Here is a 20484-nt window from a genome sequence, read left to right on the forward strand (position 1 = left end):
TTGCCTAGTTACTAATCAAAACGGTGAATTTATAACATTTCTTACATAAAGGCTAAACTTTTCATAGGGTTAGTTTTTTTCATACCAAATTTTATTGATATAGAGCGTCACTTTTCCAACAGGAGTTTCAACTTGAATTTCATCATCAATTTGTTTGCCAATTAATGCTCTTGCAACGGGGGAATCAATCGAAATCCATTGTTTTGCAGGATCAAATTCATCACAGCCCACAATCCGATACTGCTTGATTTCACCCTCTTCATTTTCTAGTTCAACCCAAGCACCGAAAAAGACTTTGCCTTCTTGAGTAGGGTGGTAATCGACAATTTGTAGCACTTCTAAACGTTTTGATAAAAAACGTACACGGCGATCAATTTCACGCAAACGGCGTTTACCATAAATATATTCCGCATTTTCACTACGATCACCTAATGCCGCAGCCTCAGATACCGCTTGTGTGACCTTTGGTCGTTCATCTTTCCAAAGATATTTCAACTCTTGGTCTAATACTTGCCAACCAGAACGAGTTATGTAATTTGATTTTGCCATTAGCTTGCAAACTCCACAATGCCCGTAACTTTTCCTGCTTCATTTACCGCTATTAACGAGTGAATGTGTTTCTCTTTCATATACTCTTCTGCGTGAGCAAGGAAAGTGCTATCTAAAATCGTTTTTGGATTACGGCTCATAATCTCTTGAGCAGTTTTATTTAGGCTTTCTGCACCAAATTTAGCAAGTGTACGACGAATATCACCATCGGTAATAATACCCTGCAATTGCTCATTTTCCATAACAATAGCTACCCCCATTCGTCCTTCATTCATTACATTCAAGCAATCGCTAAAACTGCAAAGCGGACAGATAATAGGCAATTTTTTCTGCATAACATCACGCACACGACAAAGCAACTTTCTACCAAGGCTGCCACCAGGGTGGAAACGAGCAAAGTCTTCCGCTTTAAAATCTCGAGCTTTAATCAGAGCAATCGCTAAGACATCGCCCAATGCCATAGTCACTAAACTTGAGGTCGTCGGGGCAAGATTATTTGGACAGGCCTCACGCTCAATACTAATATCAAGGGTTATATCTGCGTGACGAGCCAATGTTGATTGCAGATTTCCCGTCATTGCAATAATCTTATTCCCAAAATTTTTCAAACTTGGAATCAGTTTATTTACATCATCAGTTTCACCGCTGTAAGAGATTAAAATCACTACATCAATCGGTTTCAACATACCTAAATCGCCGTGAAAGGCTTCCGTTGGGTGTAAAAAGAAACTTGGTGTGCCTGTTGAAGCAAAGGTTGCAACCATTTTCTTACCAACTAATCCTGACTTACCAATACCTGCAACTACAACTCGTCCTTCGCAGTTTAATATCATATCAACGGCTTGATTAAAGGCTTCAGATAAGTGTTGATTGAGGCGAGAAATAGCTTGTGTATAAAGATGTAGAGCTTCATTTGCAATTGGAAGATGGTTCATAACATATCCTAGCTAAAATAAAATATTGAGCGAATTATACGCTAGTTTAAGAAAATAAGCCTATCTAATCTCCATGAAATTATATAGTCGTTCTGCTCTTGATTTATCTATTTTCTCAAGTTGAGATAGTGCTGTTTTTTGCTTCTCAATATCCTTCTTCATATTGGCACATAAGGCGATATTTTCTAGTGTATCTGCTTGATTGTAATAGGCTTCTTGACTGGTTAATGCCGTTTCAAATTGCTGATAGGCTTTGTCGAACTGTTTTTGTTTGCACAGAAAGGTACCGTAGTTATTCAATACATCAGGGCGAACTTGATTGTTTTTGCTCTGTGTTTTACTTAACTTCAAGGCTTGCTGGTAGGCTTCTTCTGCTTTTTGGTTATCGCCAGTTTGTTGGTAATAATAGGCAAGCACAGAGTGCGGTAGGTAGTCTTTTACATCGTGTTCAAGCGCTTTGTCAATGTTCTCTTTCGCTTTTGGAAAATCAGATTGTTCAAGGTAAGCAAGGGCCAAATTAATGCGAGCTTTGACGGCTTCCGAGCGGTTAAAATCCACCTGAGTAGTTTGGTTCGCACAAGCAACAAGCCATAATGCCACGCTACAAGCGGTCAAATTACGGAAAAATTTTGCAAAGGTCATTTGACTTCCCTCTATGTAGCAACTGTGTTTACACACAAAAAAGTTATTCAATTTTGACCCACAGATTCTGTGGATAAGTAGCGTGTAGCATCCCATTTTTCATTGCGTCTAACCAACGCATTCATAATGGTTAGCAGTTTACGCATACACGCCATAATAGCGACTTTCTTCGCTTTGCCTTTTGCAACCAATCGGGTGTAAAAGGCTTTAAAAACAGGTTCAAAGCGAATTGCCGATAGTGCTGCCATATATAAGGCATTACGAACAATCGCTCGACCACCATAGCAAAAGGATTTTCCTTTCCATTGACCGCTTTCCTGTGGATGCGGAATAACGCCAACGAGTGAGGCAATTCTTTTGCTGCTTAGCTTGCCTAATTCCGGCAGGCTTGACATCATCACGGCGACGCAATTTTTGCCAACGCCTTTGATGTCTGAGATAAGGTCAGCTTTATCACTAAAATGCTTACTTTGGTCGTCGATATCTTTATCAAGTTCGGCGATTAATTTATCAAGCATTTCAATGTGTTGTTGGATATTGTCCAACTGGGTTTCGTGGCTTTGTTGCAAACGATTTAGCTCTGCTACTCGCATATCGACAAGCTGACGACGGCGAACCACAAGGGCTTCCAGCTGTTCTTCTTGCTCAGAAAGCGGAACATACAACTGATGCTCTACTTCGCCTTTAAGCTCACAAGTGAGCCCATAGAAAGCGAGATTAACCGCATCTTTTGCATCGGTTTTGGCTCTCGTTTGAGATTTTGCAAACTCACTGGCTTTCAGTGGATTAGCAATAAATACACGATAACCTGCTCGAGCAAGGGCTTTTGCCACGGGGATTTCTAATCCACCCGTTGCTTCAAGCGTTATCAGAGCCACATTAAACTGGCTTAAATAGTCCAAGGTATGTTGAATACCTTTGGCGTTATTGGTTTCGGTTTTGGTCTTTTTCTGATGGGAAAAACCAATCACGAAATTGCGTTTAGCAACATCAATACCACAATAAATCGGAGCGTTCATCGGTAACCTGCCTTGTATTCGGGTTTATATTTCAACTGTTCGGTTTTGCTGATGAAGTTATCCACGCCTACGCTACAGAACGAGTTTTAGCTCTAGGGACACCCAAGCTGTGGATAACGTTATGGTTTATGTTGCTAGTTTACTATAATTTTAATATACAAGGGACACACCGCGTGTGTCCGCCGATACGAATTACGATTGTTGGAACGGACACACGCAGTGTGTCTCTACCTTGAAATATACTACTGATTTTGAACCGCAATCCCTTCGCCGAATTTACGTTTTTCAAAGGTGCGTTTAGTGCGGTCAATCACATCACCTGCAAGTTGCCCACAGGCAGCATCAATATCATCACCACGAGTTTTACGCACTGTCACCGTAAAGCCATATTCCATCAAGGTTTTTTGGAAGCGATCAATACGCGTATTTGAACTCTTCGCATAAGGTGCTTCTGGGAACGGGTTCCACGGGATCAAGTTGATTTTACTTGGGGTATTTTTCAATACATCTGCCAACTGATGAGCGTGTTCCACATCATCATTGACGTGGCTTAGCATCACATATTCAATCGTCACTTTACCGTGATTAGCGTTTGATACTTCTAAGTATTTATTCACTGAATCAATTAACGTTTTAATGTTGTATTTTTTATTCAGTGGAATTAATTCATTACGCAGTTCATCGTTTGGTGCGTGCAATGAAATCGCTAATGCAACATCAATCTGCTCACGCATTTTATCTAACGCTGGTACAACCCCTGATGTTGAAAGAGTCACACGGCGTTTAGATAGACCATAAGCAAAATCATCTAACATAATTTCCATTGCTGGAATAACGTTATTCATATTCAACAATGGTTCACCCATTCCCATCATCACCACATTGGTAATCGGACGAATGCCCGTTACACCAAAGTTACCGATAATTTTTGATGCACGCCACACCTGCCCGATAATTTCAGATACGCTTAAATTACGGTTAAAGCCTTGCTGTGCCGTTGAACAGAAAGTACAAGCCAAGGCACAACCCACCTGCGAAGAAACACACAAGGTGGCACGATCATCTTCTGGGATATATACCGTTTCAATTTGCTGATCGCCAACCCACATCGCCCATTTGATTGTGCCGTCGGCAGAACGTTGTTCTACGGCAACTTCAGGTGCTTTAATCTCAGCGATCCGTTTTAATTTTTCACGCAACACCTTATTGATGTTGGTCATATTATCAAAATTATCTTCACCAAAATGATAAATCCATTTCATCAGCTGATCAGCACGAAATGGTTTCTCGCCCATTTCCGCAAACAGTTCACGCATCTGCTGACGGTTTAAGTTTAATAAGTTAATTTTTTCAGTTTTGGTTGAATTGCAACTTGCATCGGTTGCTTGAATTTGTTCAGACATTGTTTGAAAGCCTCGTTGTTACACGGTTTGTGGCAAAAGGTTAGTTTTGCTGGAATTTAGTTAAATTAAAGGTGGCAATTCTACTGTTGTCTGCTCATTTAGGCTAGTGATTTTTACAAGATTTGAAAAGTTGAAATAATGAATTTTTCGACGGGGATCACAAAAATAGTTCGGCTTGCGATAAACAAGCCGATATTCACTTAAATGCTCGCAATTTGCTCAAATGTTTTTGGTGATTTCTCAACCATTTTTAATAATAAAACCGCTTGTGAAAGATTTAATTTTTGGCGAATGGCTTTCACTTCTTCAGGGGTAATTACTATCGGATCGGGAACTTCTACGACAGTGGTTTTTAGTGTGATTTTGCCTTTTAAATGCAACTCTAATGCTTGCATCCCTTCCATTAGTTCATTAAATAATTTTCCCATATATTACCTCACTAAAGATTTTAAATAGCTTAATGTATTCGCCAAAACCACACGTTCTTCATTAGATAAATCGTCTTGTTGGTTTTTATTGTAGGCGTGGAACAACTAAACTTGTTTCCCTTGCACATAATAGTAATAGATTACCCTAGCTCCGCCTCTTTTTCCTTTTTGTCTAATAATATCTACAATACGCAATTTTCTTAGTCCCCCAGTACCTTGAATAAGCTCTCCCTTATCGGGAAATTTTAATAACTCATTTTGTAATAATCTAAATGTGTCATCGTCAAGATACTTTTTTCTATATTCCTCAAAAGGCGGTAATTCCACAAAAGTGACATTCATTATTCTACTCCTATTTTTAAGTTAAATATACGTTTAAAACGTATAGTTTATGGAAAAACAGAAAAAGCCTAATCGAAATACAAAAAAGGGAAAGAACAAGAGATAAATTTTTCGACAGAGATCGAAAAAATAGTAATAAAGTTAAAAACAAGCGGCTAGATAAGACAAAAAGTTTGTAAAATAAAGTGATTGATGAAAAGTAAGTGGTGGGCGATACCGGTCTCGAACCAGTGACCCCCTCCTTGTAAGGGAGGTGCTCTCCCAACTGAGCTAATCGCCCGAATACCTTGCGGTTTCGACTAGTTTAAACACTTGGATTAAGTGGTGGGCGATACCGGTCTCGAACCAGTGACCCCCTCCTTGTAAGGGAGGTGCTCTCCCAACTGAGCTAATCGCCCACTTAAGATAAGCATTTAAACTAATGGGAAGTTTGAAAGGTTGGTACTTTAAAAAAGTGGTGGGCGATACTGGTCTCGAACCAGTGACCCCCTCCTTGTAAGGGAGGTGCTCTCCCAACTGAGCTAATCGCCCTTTTCAAACTAAATTAGATTGTAACAACGGACTTCAAAAGTTGAAGTGGTGGGCGATACCGGTCTCGAACCAGTGACCCCCTCCTTGTAAGGGAGGTGCTCTCCCAACTGAGCTAATCGCCCGTCGTTGTGGGGTCGCATTATAGAGTTCAAAAATTTTCAGTCAATCCATTTTTGCTATTTTTTACTTGTTCGTTGAATTTTTCGCCCAAATTGCTGATTTTCTACTAGGATTTCCGCTCAAGAGGGGTAAAATACCGAAATCTTTTTGTTTATCAAAATCAAAAAAATATAGGCGATAATATGAAAATTGAAACCCTTTTCCCTTTAGATCCGAATGTAAAAGTGCGTACTCGTTTCGCACCAAGCCCGACAGGCTATTTACACGTTGGTGGCGCAAGAACCGCACTTTATTCTTGGTTGTATACTAAACATAACAACGGCGAATTTGTATTACGCATTGAAGATACTGACCTTGAGCGTTCTACCCCCGAAGCAACCGCTGCGATCATTGAAGGAATGGAATGGCTTAACTTGGCGTGGGAACACGGTCCTTATTTCCAAACAAAACGTTTTGATCGTTATAACCAAGTGATCGATCAAATGATTGAAGAAGGCACAGCATACCGCTGCTATTGTTCCAAAGAGCGTTTAGACGAATTACGTGCAAACCAAGAAGCAAATAAAGAGAAACCTCGTTATGACCGCCATTGCTTAGGCGATCATTCACACGATCCAAGCGAACCGCACGTTGTTCGTTTTAAAAATCCAACAGAAGGCTCAGTGGTCTTTGATGATGCCGTGCGTGGACGCATTGAAATCAGCAACAGCGAATTAGACGACTTAATTATCCGCCGTACCGATGGTGCACCGACCTACAACTTCTGTGTGGTTGTAGATGACTGGGATATGGGCATTACCCATGTTGTCCGTGGCGAAGATCATATCAACAACACACCACGCCAAATCAACATCTTAAAAGCGTTAGGAGCAGAAATTCCAACTTACGCGCACGTTTCGATGATTAACGGCGATGATGGTCAGAAACTCTCTAAACGTCACGGTGCAGTCAGCGTAATGCAATATCGTGATGATGGCTATTTACCGGAAGCCTTAATTAACTATCTTGTGCGTTTAGGCTGGGGACACGGCGACCAAGAGATCTTTACTCGTGAAGAGATGATCGAATTATTCGATATTCATTCTGTAAGCAAATCGGCAAGTGCCTTTAACACTGAAAAATTGCAGTGGTTAAATCAACATTATATGCGTAGTTTGCCTGCAGACTATGTCGCAAAATACCTTGAATGGCATATGAATGCTCAGGGGATTGATTTCTCTCAAGGAGCTGCATTAGCAGAGATCATTCCAGTCTTAAGCGAACGTGCAAAAACCTTAAAAGAATTAGCAAGCCAAAGCCGTTATTTCTATCAAGAATTTGATAGCTATGATGAAAAAGCGGTAGCGAAAAACTTCAAAGCAGAAGCAGTTGCACCACTTGCGAAATTATTGGAAAAACTGACCGCTTGTGATGATTGGAGTGTTGAAAATATCCACGATGCAATGAACCAAACTGCCGCAGAGCTTGACATCGGTATGGGTAAAGTGGGTATGCCATTCCGCCTTGCAGTAACAGGCTCAGGGCAGTCGCCATCTATGGATATTACTGCGAAGTTAGTTGGTAAAGAGAGAACGCTTGCGCGTATTCAAAAAGCGATTGCGTTTATTGAAGCGCAGAACTAGTTAGTTTTTAATCAATTAATCTATTTCCATTGTTTTCAGATTGACAGAAAAAAAGCGAGAGCATATCATTTCTCGCAATTTTGGGGATATAGCTCAGTTGGGAGAGCGCTTGAATGGCATTCAAGAGGTCGTCGGTTCGATCCCGATTATCTCCACCAAATTGATTTCAGCAGATCTAGACAAACATAATATAAAGCCTTGAAATGTAAAAACTTCAAGGCTTTTTTATTTCTCTTTTTTGTTGGATGTGAACAAAAAGGTATAGTAGACAAAAATAGCGGAGTTTTACGGCACGGAGCTGTAAGCAATAAAATAAGATTGTTATGCTTCAGCATAATAACATTACTCACAAATACTGAAATAGATGAATCTAACAGTAACGCAGACACCCAAATAGTGATCCTCTATCACTCCTTGAATGGTTGGGGCTGGTAATAACACGATGGTAAATAGAATTCTTTTTTGCTCTCTATTTTGTACTTTTATCTTAACAACCTCTGACTATTTAACACAACAGTCACAGACGACAAAGCCATAGCAACTGCCGCAATCATCGGGTTTAATAACCAGCCAGTAAAAGGATAAAGTACACCGCAAGCAATCGGAATGGCAATGATATTGTAAATAAAGGCACCGACTAGGCTCTGTTTCATATTCTGTACAACCTGTTTTGAGAAGGGCAAAATTGCTGCTAGTGGTTGTAATCCCGATTGCATTAATGAGAGATCCGCAGTTTCTATCGCAATTTCACTACCATTGTACATTGCAACACCGACATTCGCTTGAGCTAATGCGGGAGAATCATTGATCCCATCACCGATCATTGCCACCTTCCGCCCTTGCTGCTGTAACTTCGTTATTTGTTCAGCTTTCTGCTCCGGCAACACTTCTGCAATCACTTCATCTAAACCCAATGTTTCGGCATAATAGTTTGCTGTAGCTTGGCGGTCGCCTGTGAGCATTATGCAGCGATAGCCCTGCTGTTTAAATTGTGTAATAACCGCTTGGCTTTCAGGGCGAAGTTGATCTTGCAAATAGATCACGCCAATGAGCTGTTCATTGAGTGAAACGAAAACTTGCGTAGTCAAATCTTGCTCTTCACAAAAGTCAGAAGCAACAAATTGCCGATTGCCTACTTTTACATTGTTTTCTCCCACTTGAGCTGAAATCCCTAAACCTTTGGCAACTTTTATGTTACTCGCAGGATAAGCGGTCAGATCAGGGTGATATTTTACAATCGCTTTAGCAATCGGGTGAGCCGTTTGCTGTTCAAGGCTTTTGGCTAAACGTAGTACTTCGTCAGCAGATACATTGCCTAAAGTGTTAATCTGTGTAACCTGCATTTCGCCAGTGGTAAGGGTTCCTGTTTTGTCAAACACCAAAGTATCAATTTCACTACTCGCTTGTAGTGCTTCAATATTTCTTACTAATACACCCAATTCAGCCGAACGAGCGACCCCTGCAATGGTGGAAAGTGGAATAGCCAATCCTAAGGCACAAGGGCAAGCGATGATTAAAACTGTTGTGAAAATAGATAATGCAAAGGCAAAATCCTGACCTAATGCCAACCAAACTAATGCACTGAACAAGGCAATACTCACCACAATAGGCACAAACACCGTCGCAACCTTATCGACCCATTGTGCTAATGGTGGTTTAGAGGATTGTGCATGACGGACTGCGGAAATAATCCGAGCTAGTGCAGTTTGCGAACCCACTTGCTCGGCAAGATAAATACCAGCACCATCTTGAACAATGGTTCCAGCTCGCACTTTATCGCCTACTCGTTTCTCAACAGGTAACGCTTCGCCTGTGAGCATTGATTCATCTACCCATAATGAACCGCTCTGCAACACGCCGTCCACGGCAAATCTGTCTCCTGTCAGAGCCTGAATCCGCATCTGTGGTTTGATACCTTTAGTTGAAATGGTTTTTGTAATTTCTCCGTCAAAAACAACCGCTTGCTGCGGTGCTAAATCCAGCAATTTTTCTAAGGCAAGCGATGAACGCTGTTTTACTTTTAACTCAAGATATTTTCCTAGATTGAGAAAGCCGATGATCATCACACTGGCTTCATAGTACAAATGGGAATGGGATTGAGGAAATAGCGTTAAATACAGCGAATAAAGAAAGGCAACGCCTGTGCTAATTGCAATTAAGGTGTCCATCGTGGCTGCACGATGTTTTAGACTTGTCCATGCCCCTGTAAAAAAGTGTTTGCCGCTAAAAAACATAGTGCTGGCGGTGATGACCGCCCAAGCAAACCAAAGCGGACGATTTTCTACAGTTGGCGACGTACCGAACCACATTCCGTATGCCATTAACATTACCCCAACCGCTAATGCAACAGTAAATTGACGACGCTTCTGGGTTAAGGCTGCTGCAGTTTGGGCTTGCTGCTTTGCCCGACGAATTTCTTCGCTTTCTAGCAATTCTGCACCGAAACCGATTTTTGTCACCGCTTGTACTACCGCATCAGCCGTGACCTTACCTTGTACAAAGGCAGTTTGATCAGCTAAATTGACTGACGAGCCTCTCCAACAATTTGTGTAAATACCTGTGTCTGAATGTATTATCTCAGAAACAGGTATTTACACAAATTGTGGGAGAGACTTTTTTAAGCTGCTTTTTTGCAACAAATTTGTCTATTACACCATTTTCGTCCATTTAACTTTAGGCTAGATGTTTATTTATATACCGAATGATACAGTTTTCTTAAACTATCTAAACGTGCAATAACTGTTTTTGCTTCCGTTAAATTACCTTGACTTGCTAAGTTTTTTGCTTGAGCAACCACATCGATGACTTCTTGCATACCTTGTTGATAGCCTTTGAATTTCTCTTGATCGCCATCTAAGCTATTTGGCATAGTTGCTTGGGCTTTTTTAGACACTTCAATAAATTTATCGGCATTTTGCGTAAATTCTTCAGCTGTTTGGGCATTCGTTAATAGGTTAATTTGGCGTTTCATTTGAAACATTTCCATTGATACACCGCTTGCCACGACATTTGCTGAAACTGCCAATACTAAAATAGATAATAAATGTTTAAACTTTAACATTATTCACTCCAAATAAATAAAAAAGACGTGGGAAAATTCCCACTCCCTTATATCAGATTTCAAAAATTAAGCAAGATTAGCCTCGATATTTTTGGAAAACTAAGCAAGCGTTTGTACCGCCAAAGCCGAAGCTGTTAGACATTACGGTTGTTAATGCTTTGTCTTGGCGTTCTGTCACGACATTCACACCTTGTGCTTGTTCATCAAGTTCTTCAATGTTGATACTTGGTGCAATGAAATCGTTATCTAACATTAATAGCGAGTAGATCGCTTCGTGAGCACCTGCTGCACCTAATGAGTGACCAGTCATTGATTTAGTTGATGAAATCGCTGGGGTTTTATCGCCAAAGACATTTTTGATTGCACCTAATTCTTTCACATCACCCACTGGTGTTGATGTACCGTGTACGTTGATGTATTCGATTTCGCCTTTAACTGTTGCCATCGCTTGTTTCATACAACGTTCCGCACCTTCACCACTTGGGGCAACCATATCGTAACCGTCTGATGTTACACCATAGCCTACGATTTCCGCATAAATTTTTGCACCACGAGCAAGGGCGTGTTCAAGCTCTTCAACCACAACAACAGCACCACCACCTGCGATGACGAAGCCGTCACGGTTGGCATCGTAAGCACGAGAAGCTTTAGTTGGGGTTTCGTTGTATTTAGTTGAAACTGCACCCATTGCATCAAATTCCGTTGCACATTCCCAAGATAGCTCTTCAGCACCACCCGCGAAAACCACATCTTGTTTGCCTAATTGGATTAACTCCATTGCGTGACCGATACAGTGTGCAGAGGTTGCACAAGCAGAGCTGATAGAGTAGTTTACACCACGAATTTTATAAGGGGTTGCTAAGCAAGCAGATACACTTGAAGCCATTGTCTTAGTTACGGCATAAGGACCAACTGCTTTTACGCCACGAGGACCACGCACTGCATCACAAGCCACTAATTGACTATGTGCAGAGCCTGTGCCTGCACCGATAACTAAACCGGTACGGTCGTTAGACACTTGCTCTTCGGTTAAACCTGAATCTTCAATCGCTTCTTTCATTGAAAGGTAAGCATAAGCTGCAGCATCGCCCATAAAACGGTATACTTTACGGTCAATTAATTCTGCCGGGTTTAATTTAATCGTCCCTGCAATTTGGCTACGCATACCCACTTCAGCAAATTTAGGTACAAATTCAATGCCTGATTTACCTTCTTTTAATGAAGCTAATACTTCTTCTTTGTTATTACCGATACTCGAAATAATGCCGATACCTGTGATGACTACTCTTTTCATTCTTTTTCCTCTATGAATATAAATCACGAAAACTTGGCTATTTTACACTACTTTGCCACTAAGTTCGCAATATAAATGTAAACGAGCGGTCAGATCCGATCTGTTTTATACAAAAAAAGCAGGAACCTGGGAGCTTATACTCTTCATTGAAGTCTAATTATTTAACAATTTGCATCAATTCATCAAAATTACTCACTACATCATAGCGGATTTTTTGTTCGGTAGTATTTTGGTTAAGTATGTCAAAGAAACGTTTAGCACTTTTGATCCTATTGTATTCATTAAAACGGAGTTCGCCTTCTTCACTTGTGCCTTTTGTTTCAGCGATAAAATAAATCTGACGAGTTTGTTGTTGCTCAAACACAATTGCCCAGTCAGGATTGTAATTGCCGAAAGGTGTTGGAATATGGAAACTGTCTGGTAATTTCGCATAAACTATGACTTCACTAGCATTATCCAAAGCTTCAGCAAACGTAGTTTCAATGACAGAATCTGTCGGAACATATTCCCAAATATGTCGTGTAGCTTTAAATGCCTCTTTTTTTATCTCATTGCTAATAAAAATCTCGCTGTCAGGATAACCTTGCTGCAACGGATGATAGGTCAGATTTTGAATGACCATATTGGCTTGTTGCTCATTAATAATTCGGCTGACTTCACGAATAAAGGCCTCAGGGTTATATTTATACTGTGCAAAAATTGCATTATTGATACCTTTTAAAATTTCAACAATAGTACGGCGAGTCAGATTCGTTTTATTGGCAACTTCCCCAATTAAATCATAAGTAACTTGCGAGTTTGCCGACATTGCTGTTTTTTCTGTTTGAGTACGATATTCCCCAAAACTCTCTTTTACTTTTAAGTCATTATAGTCAATTTGTTCTTTTTGTGTTGTTGTACCCAATTTATAACTAATTGATTCAACAAAACGATTATCCCGTTCACAAGCGATTCGGGTAATTTGAGATATACTATCAGCAATTAATTTTTCACTATCTAACTGAATTTCAAATACAGCTTTATGATTGATTCGTTGCCATAATGCTTGAAATTCTTTTCGTTGTAGATTTGTTTTATTAATAGGATTCATTATTTTTTGACTACTGTTTTCAACCATACCTTCAAGGGCTTTTGGATCGAACACTCCATCAATCAATGTAAATATATGTGTTTGGTACGCGGTTAAATTATCTGGTAATTTTGCAAAATTTTGCTCCTGCTTAGCTTGATGATAGTTATCGGTAATCTGATCGTTATCATCAATATAATCATTTTTTAATAGATAGCGATAAATCTGTTTTGCTTCTTGTTCACTAATTTGATGTTTTTTGCCATCGTTGAGAATAATAACCTTGCCTGTAAAATAAGCTTCATCCGCTTTGCTCGGACGGCTTGAAATTGCTTCTAGCATTTCTGCTTCTAAATTTTTCACAAAGGTTTTATAGCTTTCATTCGTGACAACAGTTAAGTTATTGATTTGATGTATTTCTCGGCTATTTTCTCCCAAATATTTAGCATCCATTCGTTCCCCTTTATTATTCACTGCTAAACGTAATCCTCGTCCGACTTCTTGACGGCGGGAAATATCATTATCAGAATATTTTAAAATACAAATGGTAAATACGTTGGGGTTATCCCACCCTTCACGCAAAGCGGAGTGAGAGAAGATAAAACGAGTAGGTTCTTCAAAGGAAAGTAATCGTTCTTTGTCCTTCAAAATCAAATCATAAGCATCGCTATCATTAGAAATCTGTGCCTCTTCAGCTTTCTTATCTAAGCTTGGATCAACCATTCTTTTTGATTTTTTATCAATAGAAAAATAGCCATTATGGGTTTTATTCACATCAATATTTTGCAAATAGTTCCAATATCCGTATCCATCTAAATCCAATTCAGAAAACTCATTGATAACTTGCTTATATTGCTCTTTAAAAATACGAACATATTCACCATCAATAGGGTTATTGTCTTCATCATATTGACGATATTTGGCAACTTCATCAATAAAGAATAGACTTAGTACCTTAATGCCACGATCGAATAATTGGCGTTCTTTTATTAAATGTGAGCGAATAGTTTCACGAATCTGAATGGTTCGCACAGCTGTCTCATTGACATCTCCCAACGCTTCACCGATATGAATTTTAACGCCATTAGTAAAATACACGGTGCTTTCTCGAAAATTAATATCCTCTACCACATAGCGGTGATATTGTTGTGCTTTGGTAATTTCAAATAAATTATCGCCTTTACTGATTTTACGAATTTCTCGTTTAAAACCATTTTTAGTTGCTATTTCTAATTCTAAGCGGGCAATTGGTAAAGATTTCGAAATTTCAATATTTTCTAAATATAAATAACCGCTTGTACCAGAAAGATTTTGGACTTCAATTCCCTTTACAGTAATTTTTTTAACTAATTTTTGGTTATAAGCATTAAGAGCATCAAGACGATAAACTAAGTTATAGTTACGTTTATGTGTTGCAGAATAACGTAAAATAAATAGCGGATTAAAATTTGCTAATGATTGCAACGTTTTATCCGCTTGCATTTTCTGTGGTTCATCTAAAATTAAAATTGGACGATTTTTGCGAATAACATCAATCGGACGGCGAGATTGAAATTCGTCCAATTCTTCATAAATTCGGCGTTGATCCTTACCTGTTGCATTAAAAGCTTGGACATTAATAATCATTACATTAATGCCACTATCAGCACTGAAATTTTCCAAATGATGTAATGATTTTGAATCATAAATGAAACAGCGAGCTTTTTTGCCATATTCCTGCTGGAAATGTTCTTCCATCAGTTTAAAGCTTTTATCTACACCTTCACGAATCGCAATGCTTGGTACGACAATAATAAATTTTGACCACCCATAGTGTTTGTTTAGTTCAAACATTGTACGGATATAACAATAAGTTTTCCCGGTTCCTGTTTCCATTTCAATATCAATATTGAGCTGGCTAGAAGTTAAATTTTTGCCTTTACCATTATCGTCAGTGATAAGTTTATCGGAAGGGGTTAAACCACTTTCACCTTGTACTTTTTGAATATTACTCAGTACATTGTTTAAATGAGTGATAGGAGCATTACGAAATCCGATATCACCATTTACGATATCCTCGTCAAAACTTCCCGCTTGTGATGGCATATTTAAGCTAAGTTGAATTTTAGAGCCTTTATTTAAGCCTTTATCTCGTTGATAGCGATGACCTGTTGATTTAGGTTGACCTGTAAAACAATCTACCACTGCTTTGGCTGCTGCAAGTTGATAACCTAGGGTTCTAAATTGAAGTTTCATTTTATTCCCCCTTTATAAAAAACGTACTTCTGTATCTGGTGATAGTTGTTTAAACCGTTCTTTAATATTGGTTTTATCGTGATCGGCAATAATAGCAGATTCGCAGGAGACTACTCGTAAAGGCATCGCTTGAGCAATCACATTGATTATCTCAGGAGTAAGCGGATCAAAACAGGCAACAAGGCTATTTTCTCCTACAAAGTAGATCGTTGCGTTATCAATAGTTTTACGCGTAATGGATAGGGAAAGCTCAATGCCCCAGTCAAGCATCACTTGAAATAAGAGATCTTCTGCCGAACGATCTTCTTTAATATGAGAAGTCATTTGATCAAGCAGAGATTGGGAAAGTTTATCAGGTGTGTAATACACATCCTTCATATTAGTAGAGTCAATTTTTAAGACTCTAAAGCCAATATCTAGTTGTGGAGTTGAATTTATTAAAGCATAATCTTGGCGATCCGATCCGATCCGTCTGCTCTGCGATAATTCTATTTCCTGCACGGCGAATGCGTTCTTTGGAAATCTCCGATACTAATGGTTTTAGATTGTTATCTATACAGAATTTATAACTTTCTTTTTGTGAATCTACTTTTTCACTAAGTTTTTCAGGTAATTGTACTAGAATATATTTTCTGTTTCCACCATCAATAGAGTTCTGTAAATTTACAGCATGGGCTGTTGTTCCAGAACCAGCGAAAAAATCCAGAATAATTGAATTTTGAGTATTAATACTTTGTAAAATTCTTTTTAAAAGAGCTAATGGTTTTTGACCATTTTCAAATGGTATAGATTCATTTTCTTTATTTAGATTTATTGTGGATATATCTAGCCATATGTCTCCTATATATTCTTCTATGTACTTTTCAAGGAATAACATTTCTTTATTTTCCCATTTATATACTTCTTTTCCATCATCATTAATGATTTTACATATTTTAGGACTGTTTGGGTTTTCTTTTAAATACTTATCGATAGTTTTACTATTAGTTCTATATATAACTCTATAAGCATTCTCTATTTTCCAATCATTAAATTCTTTTTCACTTTTTCTAGATACATCTATATGTTTAGATATAGGGGTTATTATCCAGTCTTCACATCTATCTTGAATATTTTCAATAAAATATGAATAGTATTTCAGATAGTTTTCTAGAGTTTCTTTATTCTTTTGTCTTTTTTCAATTATTAATTCTGATATGTTAGAATCTTTAGCATATATTAATAGAAATTCCTTGATTTTAGGATATTTTTTCATATGCTTCATTTTTACGCCAGATAGTTCACTCATTTTAATTGAGATATTGTTTATGAGATTATTTTCTCCAAAAACCTCATCACAAATTCTTTTTAAATTTGCTTGTTCATTATCATCTATAGAAATAAAAATAACACCATCATCACTCAGTAAATTTCGAGCTAATTTAAGGCGACTGTACATCATAGATAGCCAATCGGAGTGAAAACGTCCATTGCTTTCTGTATTAGCAGTTAGACGATTACCTTCTTCATCAATTTGGTTAGATCTTTCCAAAAAATCATTATAATTTTCTGTAAAATCATCGTTATAGATGAAATCATTTCCAGTGTTGTAAGGCGGATCAATATAAATCATTTTTATTTTGCCAAGATAGGTTTCTTGTAGTAGTTTTAAAGCATCTAAATTGTCACCTTCAATAAATAAATTTTGTGTGGTATCAAAATTAACACTTTCTTCTCTGCAAGGGCGAAGAGTTTTTGCAATAGGTTCGTTGGCAGCCAAAATAGCCTGTTTTTTTCCAACCCAGTCTAAGCGATAACGCTCTTGATTTCCTTCGACTAAGACTTCAGAAAGTTCTTGTCGAAGTAAGTCAAAATCTACACCTTTTATTATTTCTCCTTGCTCATTACGCATTTCAGTAATGCAATTTGGAAAAAGAGCGGTCAGTTTTTCAATATTTTTTGCAACCAAATTCTCGGTGTGCATTTTGAGTTCAGTGGACATAAATACTCCATATTCTTTTAGTCTAAACAATATTATTTAATCAAAAATAAGAAAGCTGTTTTTCAAGTTCTTTTAATTTTAAATTAATCTCTACTTTACGATTGAACTGCTTTTCAGCTTTAAGTTTCTTTTTAAGTTGATTTATTTCTTGATGTATATGTTCCAATTTTTTATTTAATGCTAATTTCTCTTCAATAGATGATAATGTATCTGTATTAATTGGTAATAATTCAGAAATGATATGCTCATATAAATCAACTAAATGTAAAAACAGTGGCAGGTTAGAACGTTCATTTTCTTCAAACCATTTTGAACGATAATAACTGCCTATGACTGTTTTCAATTTATTTGTTGGATTTCCTTTATCACAATATCAACTGTTGACGCATATCTCTACCGTCTTTTGTTCGCTTATTAAAAGCTTCATAAGCTTCAGCAATGGGCGTTGAATTTGCGGGCAATATCTAACAGGTGTTTAGCTTTAGTGTAATCATAAACTACTTTACCGTTTTTTTGAATATAAACAATATAATAAGGGTAAAGGCGATTTGGATTGTTATGTTGGTTGTCTGTATGGCGAGATTTTAGAGTAAAAATAACTCCTGTAATTATTTATTTGAGAACGAATATCTTCACCAAGAATAGAGTTAATATTATCAATAATTTTCATAGGACAAGATCAATAAGAAGAAATCATGCCTTATTTTAAACAAAACAAGTTGCTTTGTCTTATATATAAAACTTAGCAACTTGTTCTTTGGGCAAGAATTTTTAGGTATTAATTACGCCGCAAACGGATCACGCAAAATCATGGTTTCAACACGGTCTGGGCCTGTTGAAAGAATATCGACTGGTACACCTAACACTTCTTCAATGCGTTTGATGTAGTTGATCGCATTTTGCGGTAAATCTTCTAATTTAGTTACACGGAAAGTATTCTCTTTCCAACCTGGTAAGGTTTCATAAATCGGTTCAACCCCTTCCCAGTTTGCCGCCGCAAGCGGTGAGTATTCTACGATTTCGCCATTTTGTAATTTGTATGCGACACAGATTTTTAATTCCTCAAAGCCATCAAGTACATCTAATTTAGTCATGCAGAAGCCTGAGATTGAGTTAATTTGAATTGCACGGCGAACAGCAACGGCATCAAACCAACCACAACGACGTGGGCGACCTGTGACCGCACCAAATTCGTTACCTTTACGAGCAATTTCTGCACCGACTTCATCGAACAGTTCGGTCGTAAATGGACCAGATCCCACACGGGTACAGTAAGCTTTAATGATACCTAATACATAATCTAAATTACGAGGCCCGAAGCCAGAACCTGTTGCAATACCACCAGCGGTGGTATTTGAACTGGTTACAAATGGATAAGTACCGTGGTCAATGTCTAACATTGTGCCTTGCGCACCTTCAAATAGGATATTGTCGCCGTTGGCACGAGCTTTGTGTAATAGGGTTGTAATATCTGCAACCATACCTGTGATGATGTCTGCTACCGCAAAAACATCATCTAAGGTTTTTTGGTAATCGACTGGCTCAACTTTGTAGTAGTGAACCAGTTGGAAGTTGTAGTATTCCAAAATAGTTTTTAATTTTTCCGCAAAGGCTTCACGGTTGAATAGATCGCTGACACGCAGACCACGACGAGCGACTTTGTCTTCGTAAGCAGGGCCGATACCACGGCCCGTTGTGCCGATTTTGTTTTTACCTAACGCCGCTTCACGAGCGTGATCCATTGCAACGTGATATGGCAAAATTAGTGGGCAAGCCTCAGAGATTTTTAAGCGGTCACGCACATTAATACCACGGGACTCTAATTCGCCCATTTCTTGCATTAATGCTGAAGGGGAAAGAACTACGCCGTTGCCGATTAAGCAGGTCACGTTTTCACGCAAAATACCTGATGGAATAAGGCGAAGTACGGTTTTTTCGCCGTTGATAATTAAGGTGTGACCTGCATTGTGTCCACCTTGGTAACGAACCACATATTTCACACGATCCGTTAATAAATCTACGATTTTGCCTTTACCTTCATCGCCCCATTGAGCCCCAAGGATTGCAACACTTTTACCCATAATAAATTGCCTCTTTTAGTTAGGTTTAGTGAATGTCAAAAGCATACAAGCGATTAGATTTTTTTGGTTGTTACAGTTACGCTAAACCTCAATCTTTCAGGCATACTGTAGGGACACACTGAGTGTGTCCTCAATATGATCTTTTATGAGCGGACACACTCAGTGTGTCCCTACATTTTGGTTAATATAAACTGTTATATAACAACCTAAAATTTTACAACCTCGTTGTAGCTTTCTATTTTAAAGATAAAAAAGACCCGCTTTATCGGGTCTTTGGATACAACTATTTTGTAGGTGCTTTCATAAAGCGGAAAAATTCGCTGTCTGGTTTAAGCAACATCATATTGTTTGAGCCTGCGGCAAAACTTTCTTCGTAAGCCTTCAAACTACGCACAAAACTGTAAAACTCAGGTTCTTGTTTAAATGCTTCAGCATAGATTTTAGCCGCTTCTGCATCACCTTGACCTTTCAGCTCTTCGGCGGTTTTATTTGCATTGGCTAAAATCAGCACCACTTTTTTATCAACATCAGCACGAATAAATTCTGCTTTTTCTTCACCTTGTGAACGGTGTTCACGAGCAACGGCAGCACGTTCAGCTTGCATACGTTGATAAATTGACGCAGATACTTCATTTGGTAAGTTGATCTGTTTTACACGCACATCAACCACTTCAATCCCTAAACGTTCTGCACCATCTTCGCCGTCATTTAAGGCTTTTTGAGCGCCAGCCATCAGCTCGCCACGAGAGCCTGAAACGATGTCCTTGATTGTACGAGAACCGATTTCTGAACGTAAACGGTCATTGACTTTACGTTGTAATAAGGTTGAAGCTTTTTGTGTATCGCCACCAGTTGAAGTATAAAATTGACCAAAATCGCTGATTTTCCATTTCACATAAGAGTCCACCAGCAAGTCTTTTTTCTCGACGGTGACAAAGCGGTCTTCTTGTCCATCAAGGGTTTGAATACGAGCATCTAAGGTTTTTAGCTGATCGATAACAGGCACTTTAAAGTGTAAACCTGGTTCATACACAATCACTTTATTATCGGCATCACGATGCACTTTGTTGAAACGCAACATAATGCCTCGCTGACCTTCTTGTACTACGACAACCGATTGGAAAAGGATAAATGCAACAACGGATAGCACAGGTAAAAGTAATTTACGCATT

At 38.5% G+C, this 20484-nt stretch carries 17 protein-coding genes and 5 tRNA genes; 2 read left to right on the top strand and 20 right to left on the bottom strand.

All coding sequences use genetic code 11. The annotated features are described in order from the left end of the window. Nucleotides 1–69: 69 nt before the first annotated feature. The 11 genes from greB to J1G47_RS09865 all read right to left on the bottom strand — a co-directional run bounded on the left by greB (nt 70) and on the right by J1G47_RS09865 (nt 5971). Nucleotides 70–549 (bottom strand): transcription elongation factor GreB, encoded by a 480-nt coding sequence (gene greB / locus J1G47_RS09815; protein ID WP_010786058.1) that lies wholly within the window; start codon nt 547–549, stop codon nt 70–72. Then, nucleotides 549–1484 carry a KpsF/GutQ family sugar-phosphate isomerase gene (locus J1G47_RS09820; protein ID WP_026916781.1) on the bottom strand — a complete coding sequence of 312 codons (936 nt, stop codon included), beginning with the start codon at nt 1482–1484 and terminating at the stop codon, nt 549–551. The genes greB and J1G47_RS09820 overlap by 1 nt, the downstream gene beginning before the upstream one ends. A 60-nt stretch (nt 1485–1544) precedes the next feature. Then, on the bottom strand, nt 1545–2126 hold the full coding sequence (pilW, locus tag J1G47_RS09825; protein ID WP_021110392.1) for a type IV pilus biogenesis/stability protein PilW: 582 nt from the start codon (nt 2124–2126) through the stop codon (nt 1545–1547). 47 nt (nt 2127–2173) lie between these two features. Continuing rightward, the gene (locus tag J1G47_RS09830) at nt 2174–3145 is read right to left on the bottom strand and encodes an IS110 family transposase (protein ID WP_012621529.1); all 972 of its coding nucleotides are present in this window, start codon (nt 3143–3145) and stop codon (nt 2174–2176) included. 242 nt (nt 3146–3387) lie between these two features. Beyond that, the gene (locus J1G47_RS09835) at nt 3388–4548 is read right to left on the bottom strand and encodes a bifunctional tRNA (adenosine(37)-C2)-methyltransferase TrmG/ribosomal RNA large subunit methyltransferase RlmN (RefSeq protein ID WP_035520425.1); all 1161 of its coding nucleotides are present in this window, start codon (nt 4546–4548) and stop codon (nt 3388–3390) included. 200 nt (nt 4549–4748) lie between these two features. Then, a complete protein-coding gene (locus J1G47_RS09840; RefSeq protein ID WP_016528332.1) occupies nt 4749–4976 on the bottom strand; it encodes a helix-turn-helix domain-containing protein in 228 nt (75 codons plus the stop codon). A gap of 105 nt (nt 4977–5081) precedes the next feature. Next, the gene (locus tag J1G47_RS09845) at nt 5082–5318 is read right to left on the bottom strand and encodes a hypothetical protein (RefSeq protein ID WP_015940086.1); all 237 of its coding nucleotides are present in this window, start codon (nt 5316–5318) and stop codon (nt 5082–5084) included. A 204-nt stretch (nt 5319–5522) separates the two neighbouring features. Further along, a tRNA-Val gene (locus J1G47_RS09850) sits at nt 5523–5598 on the bottom strand. Nucleotides 5599–5640: 42 nt separating this feature from the next. Next, a tRNA-Val gene (locus J1G47_RS09855) sits at nt 5641–5716 on the bottom strand. A 57-nt stretch (nt 5717–5773) separates the two neighbouring features. Next, nucleotides 5774–5849: transfer RNA gene (locus J1G47_RS09860), tRNA-Val, on the bottom strand. 46 nt (nt 5850–5895) lie between these two features. Continuing rightward, nucleotides 5896–5971: transfer RNA gene (locus J1G47_RS09865), tRNA-Val, on the bottom strand. A 180-nt stretch (nt 5972–6151) separates the two neighbouring features. On the opposite strand from J1G47_RS09865, the gene gltX reads away from it, so the two are divergent. Both gltX and J1G47_RS09875 read left to right on the top strand, forming a co-directional pair. Beyond that, nucleotides 6152–7591: a glutamate--tRNA ligase gene (gene gltX, locus J1G47_RS09870; RefSeq protein ID WP_021110394.1), complete on the top strand. Its 1440-nt coding sequence runs from the start codon at nt 6152–6154 to the stop codon at nt 7589–7591. A gap of 82 nt (nt 7592–7673) precedes the next feature. After that, nucleotides 7674–7749: transfer RNA gene (locus tag J1G47_RS09875), tRNA-Ala, on the top strand. Nucleotides 7750–8073: 324 nt separating this feature from the next. Here J1G47_RS09875 and J1G47_RS09880 read toward each other — a convergent pair. The 9 genes from J1G47_RS09880 to hflC all read right to left on the bottom strand — a co-directional run bounded on the left by J1G47_RS09880 (nt 8074) and on the right by hflC (nt 20483). After that, nucleotides 8074–10167, bottom strand: coding sequence for a heavy metal translocating P-type ATPase (locus tag J1G47_RS09880; protein WP_234924193.1), 2094 nt, complete (start codon nt 10165–10167; stop codon nt 8074–8076). 110 nt (nt 10168–10277) lie between these two features. Next, nucleotides 10278–10652 (bottom strand): cytochrome b562, encoded by a 375-nt coding sequence (locus J1G47_RS09885; protein WP_010786049.1) that lies wholly within the window; start codon nt 10650–10652, stop codon nt 10278–10280. Nucleotides 10653–10728: 76 nt separating this feature from the next. Next, the gene (gene fabB / locus J1G47_RS09890; RefSeq protein ID WP_005710425.1) at nt 10729–11946 is read right to left on the bottom strand and encodes a beta-ketoacyl-ACP synthase I; all 1218 of its coding nucleotides are present in this window, start codon (nt 11944–11946) and stop codon (nt 10729–10731) included. A gap of 157 nt (nt 11947–12103) precedes the next feature. Beyond that, nucleotides 12104–15250 (bottom strand): type III restriction-modification system endonuclease, encoded by a 3147-nt coding sequence (locus J1G47_RS09895; RefSeq protein ID WP_075592110.1) that lies wholly within the window; start codon nt 15248–15250, stop codon nt 12104–12106. A gap of 12 nt (nt 15251–15262) precedes the next feature. Beyond that, nucleotides 15263–15574: a hypothetical protein gene (locus J1G47_RS12150; protein ID WP_202113946.1), complete on the bottom strand. Its 312-nt coding sequence runs from the start codon at nt 15572–15574 to the stop codon at nt 15263–15265. A gap of 79 nt (nt 15575–15653) precedes the next feature. Beyond that, nucleotides 15654–17231: a site-specific DNA-methyltransferase gene (locus tag J1G47_RS11925; RefSeq protein WP_328598926.1), complete on the bottom strand. Its 1578-nt coding sequence runs from the start codon at nt 17229–17231 to the stop codon at nt 15654–15656. Between the two features lie 40 nt (nt 17232–17271). Further along, nucleotides 17272–17574, bottom strand: coding sequence for a DUF4391 domain-containing protein (locus tag J1G47_RS09910; RefSeq protein ID WP_160402849.1), 303 nt, complete (start codon nt 17572–17574; stop codon nt 17272–17274). Between the two features lie 439 nt (nt 17575–18013). Next, nucleotides 18014–19312: an adenylosuccinate synthase gene (purA, locus tag J1G47_RS09915; RefSeq protein ID WP_160402847.1), complete on the bottom strand. Its 1299-nt coding sequence runs from the start codon at nt 19310–19312 to the stop codon at nt 18014–18016. A 283-nt stretch (nt 19313–19595) separates the two neighbouring features. Next, nucleotides 19596–20483: a protease modulator HflC gene (gene hflC, locus J1G47_RS09920; RefSeq protein WP_010786045.1), complete on the bottom strand. Its 888-nt coding sequence runs from the start codon at nt 20481–20483 to the stop codon at nt 19596–19598. Between the last annotated feature and the right edge of the window lies 1 nt (nt 20484).

The organism is Glaesserella parasuis (assembly GCF_017352235.1).
GTDB classification, from domain to species: domain Bacteria; phylum Pseudomonadota; class Gammaproteobacteria; order Enterobacterales; family Pasteurellaceae; genus Glaesserella; species Glaesserella parasuis.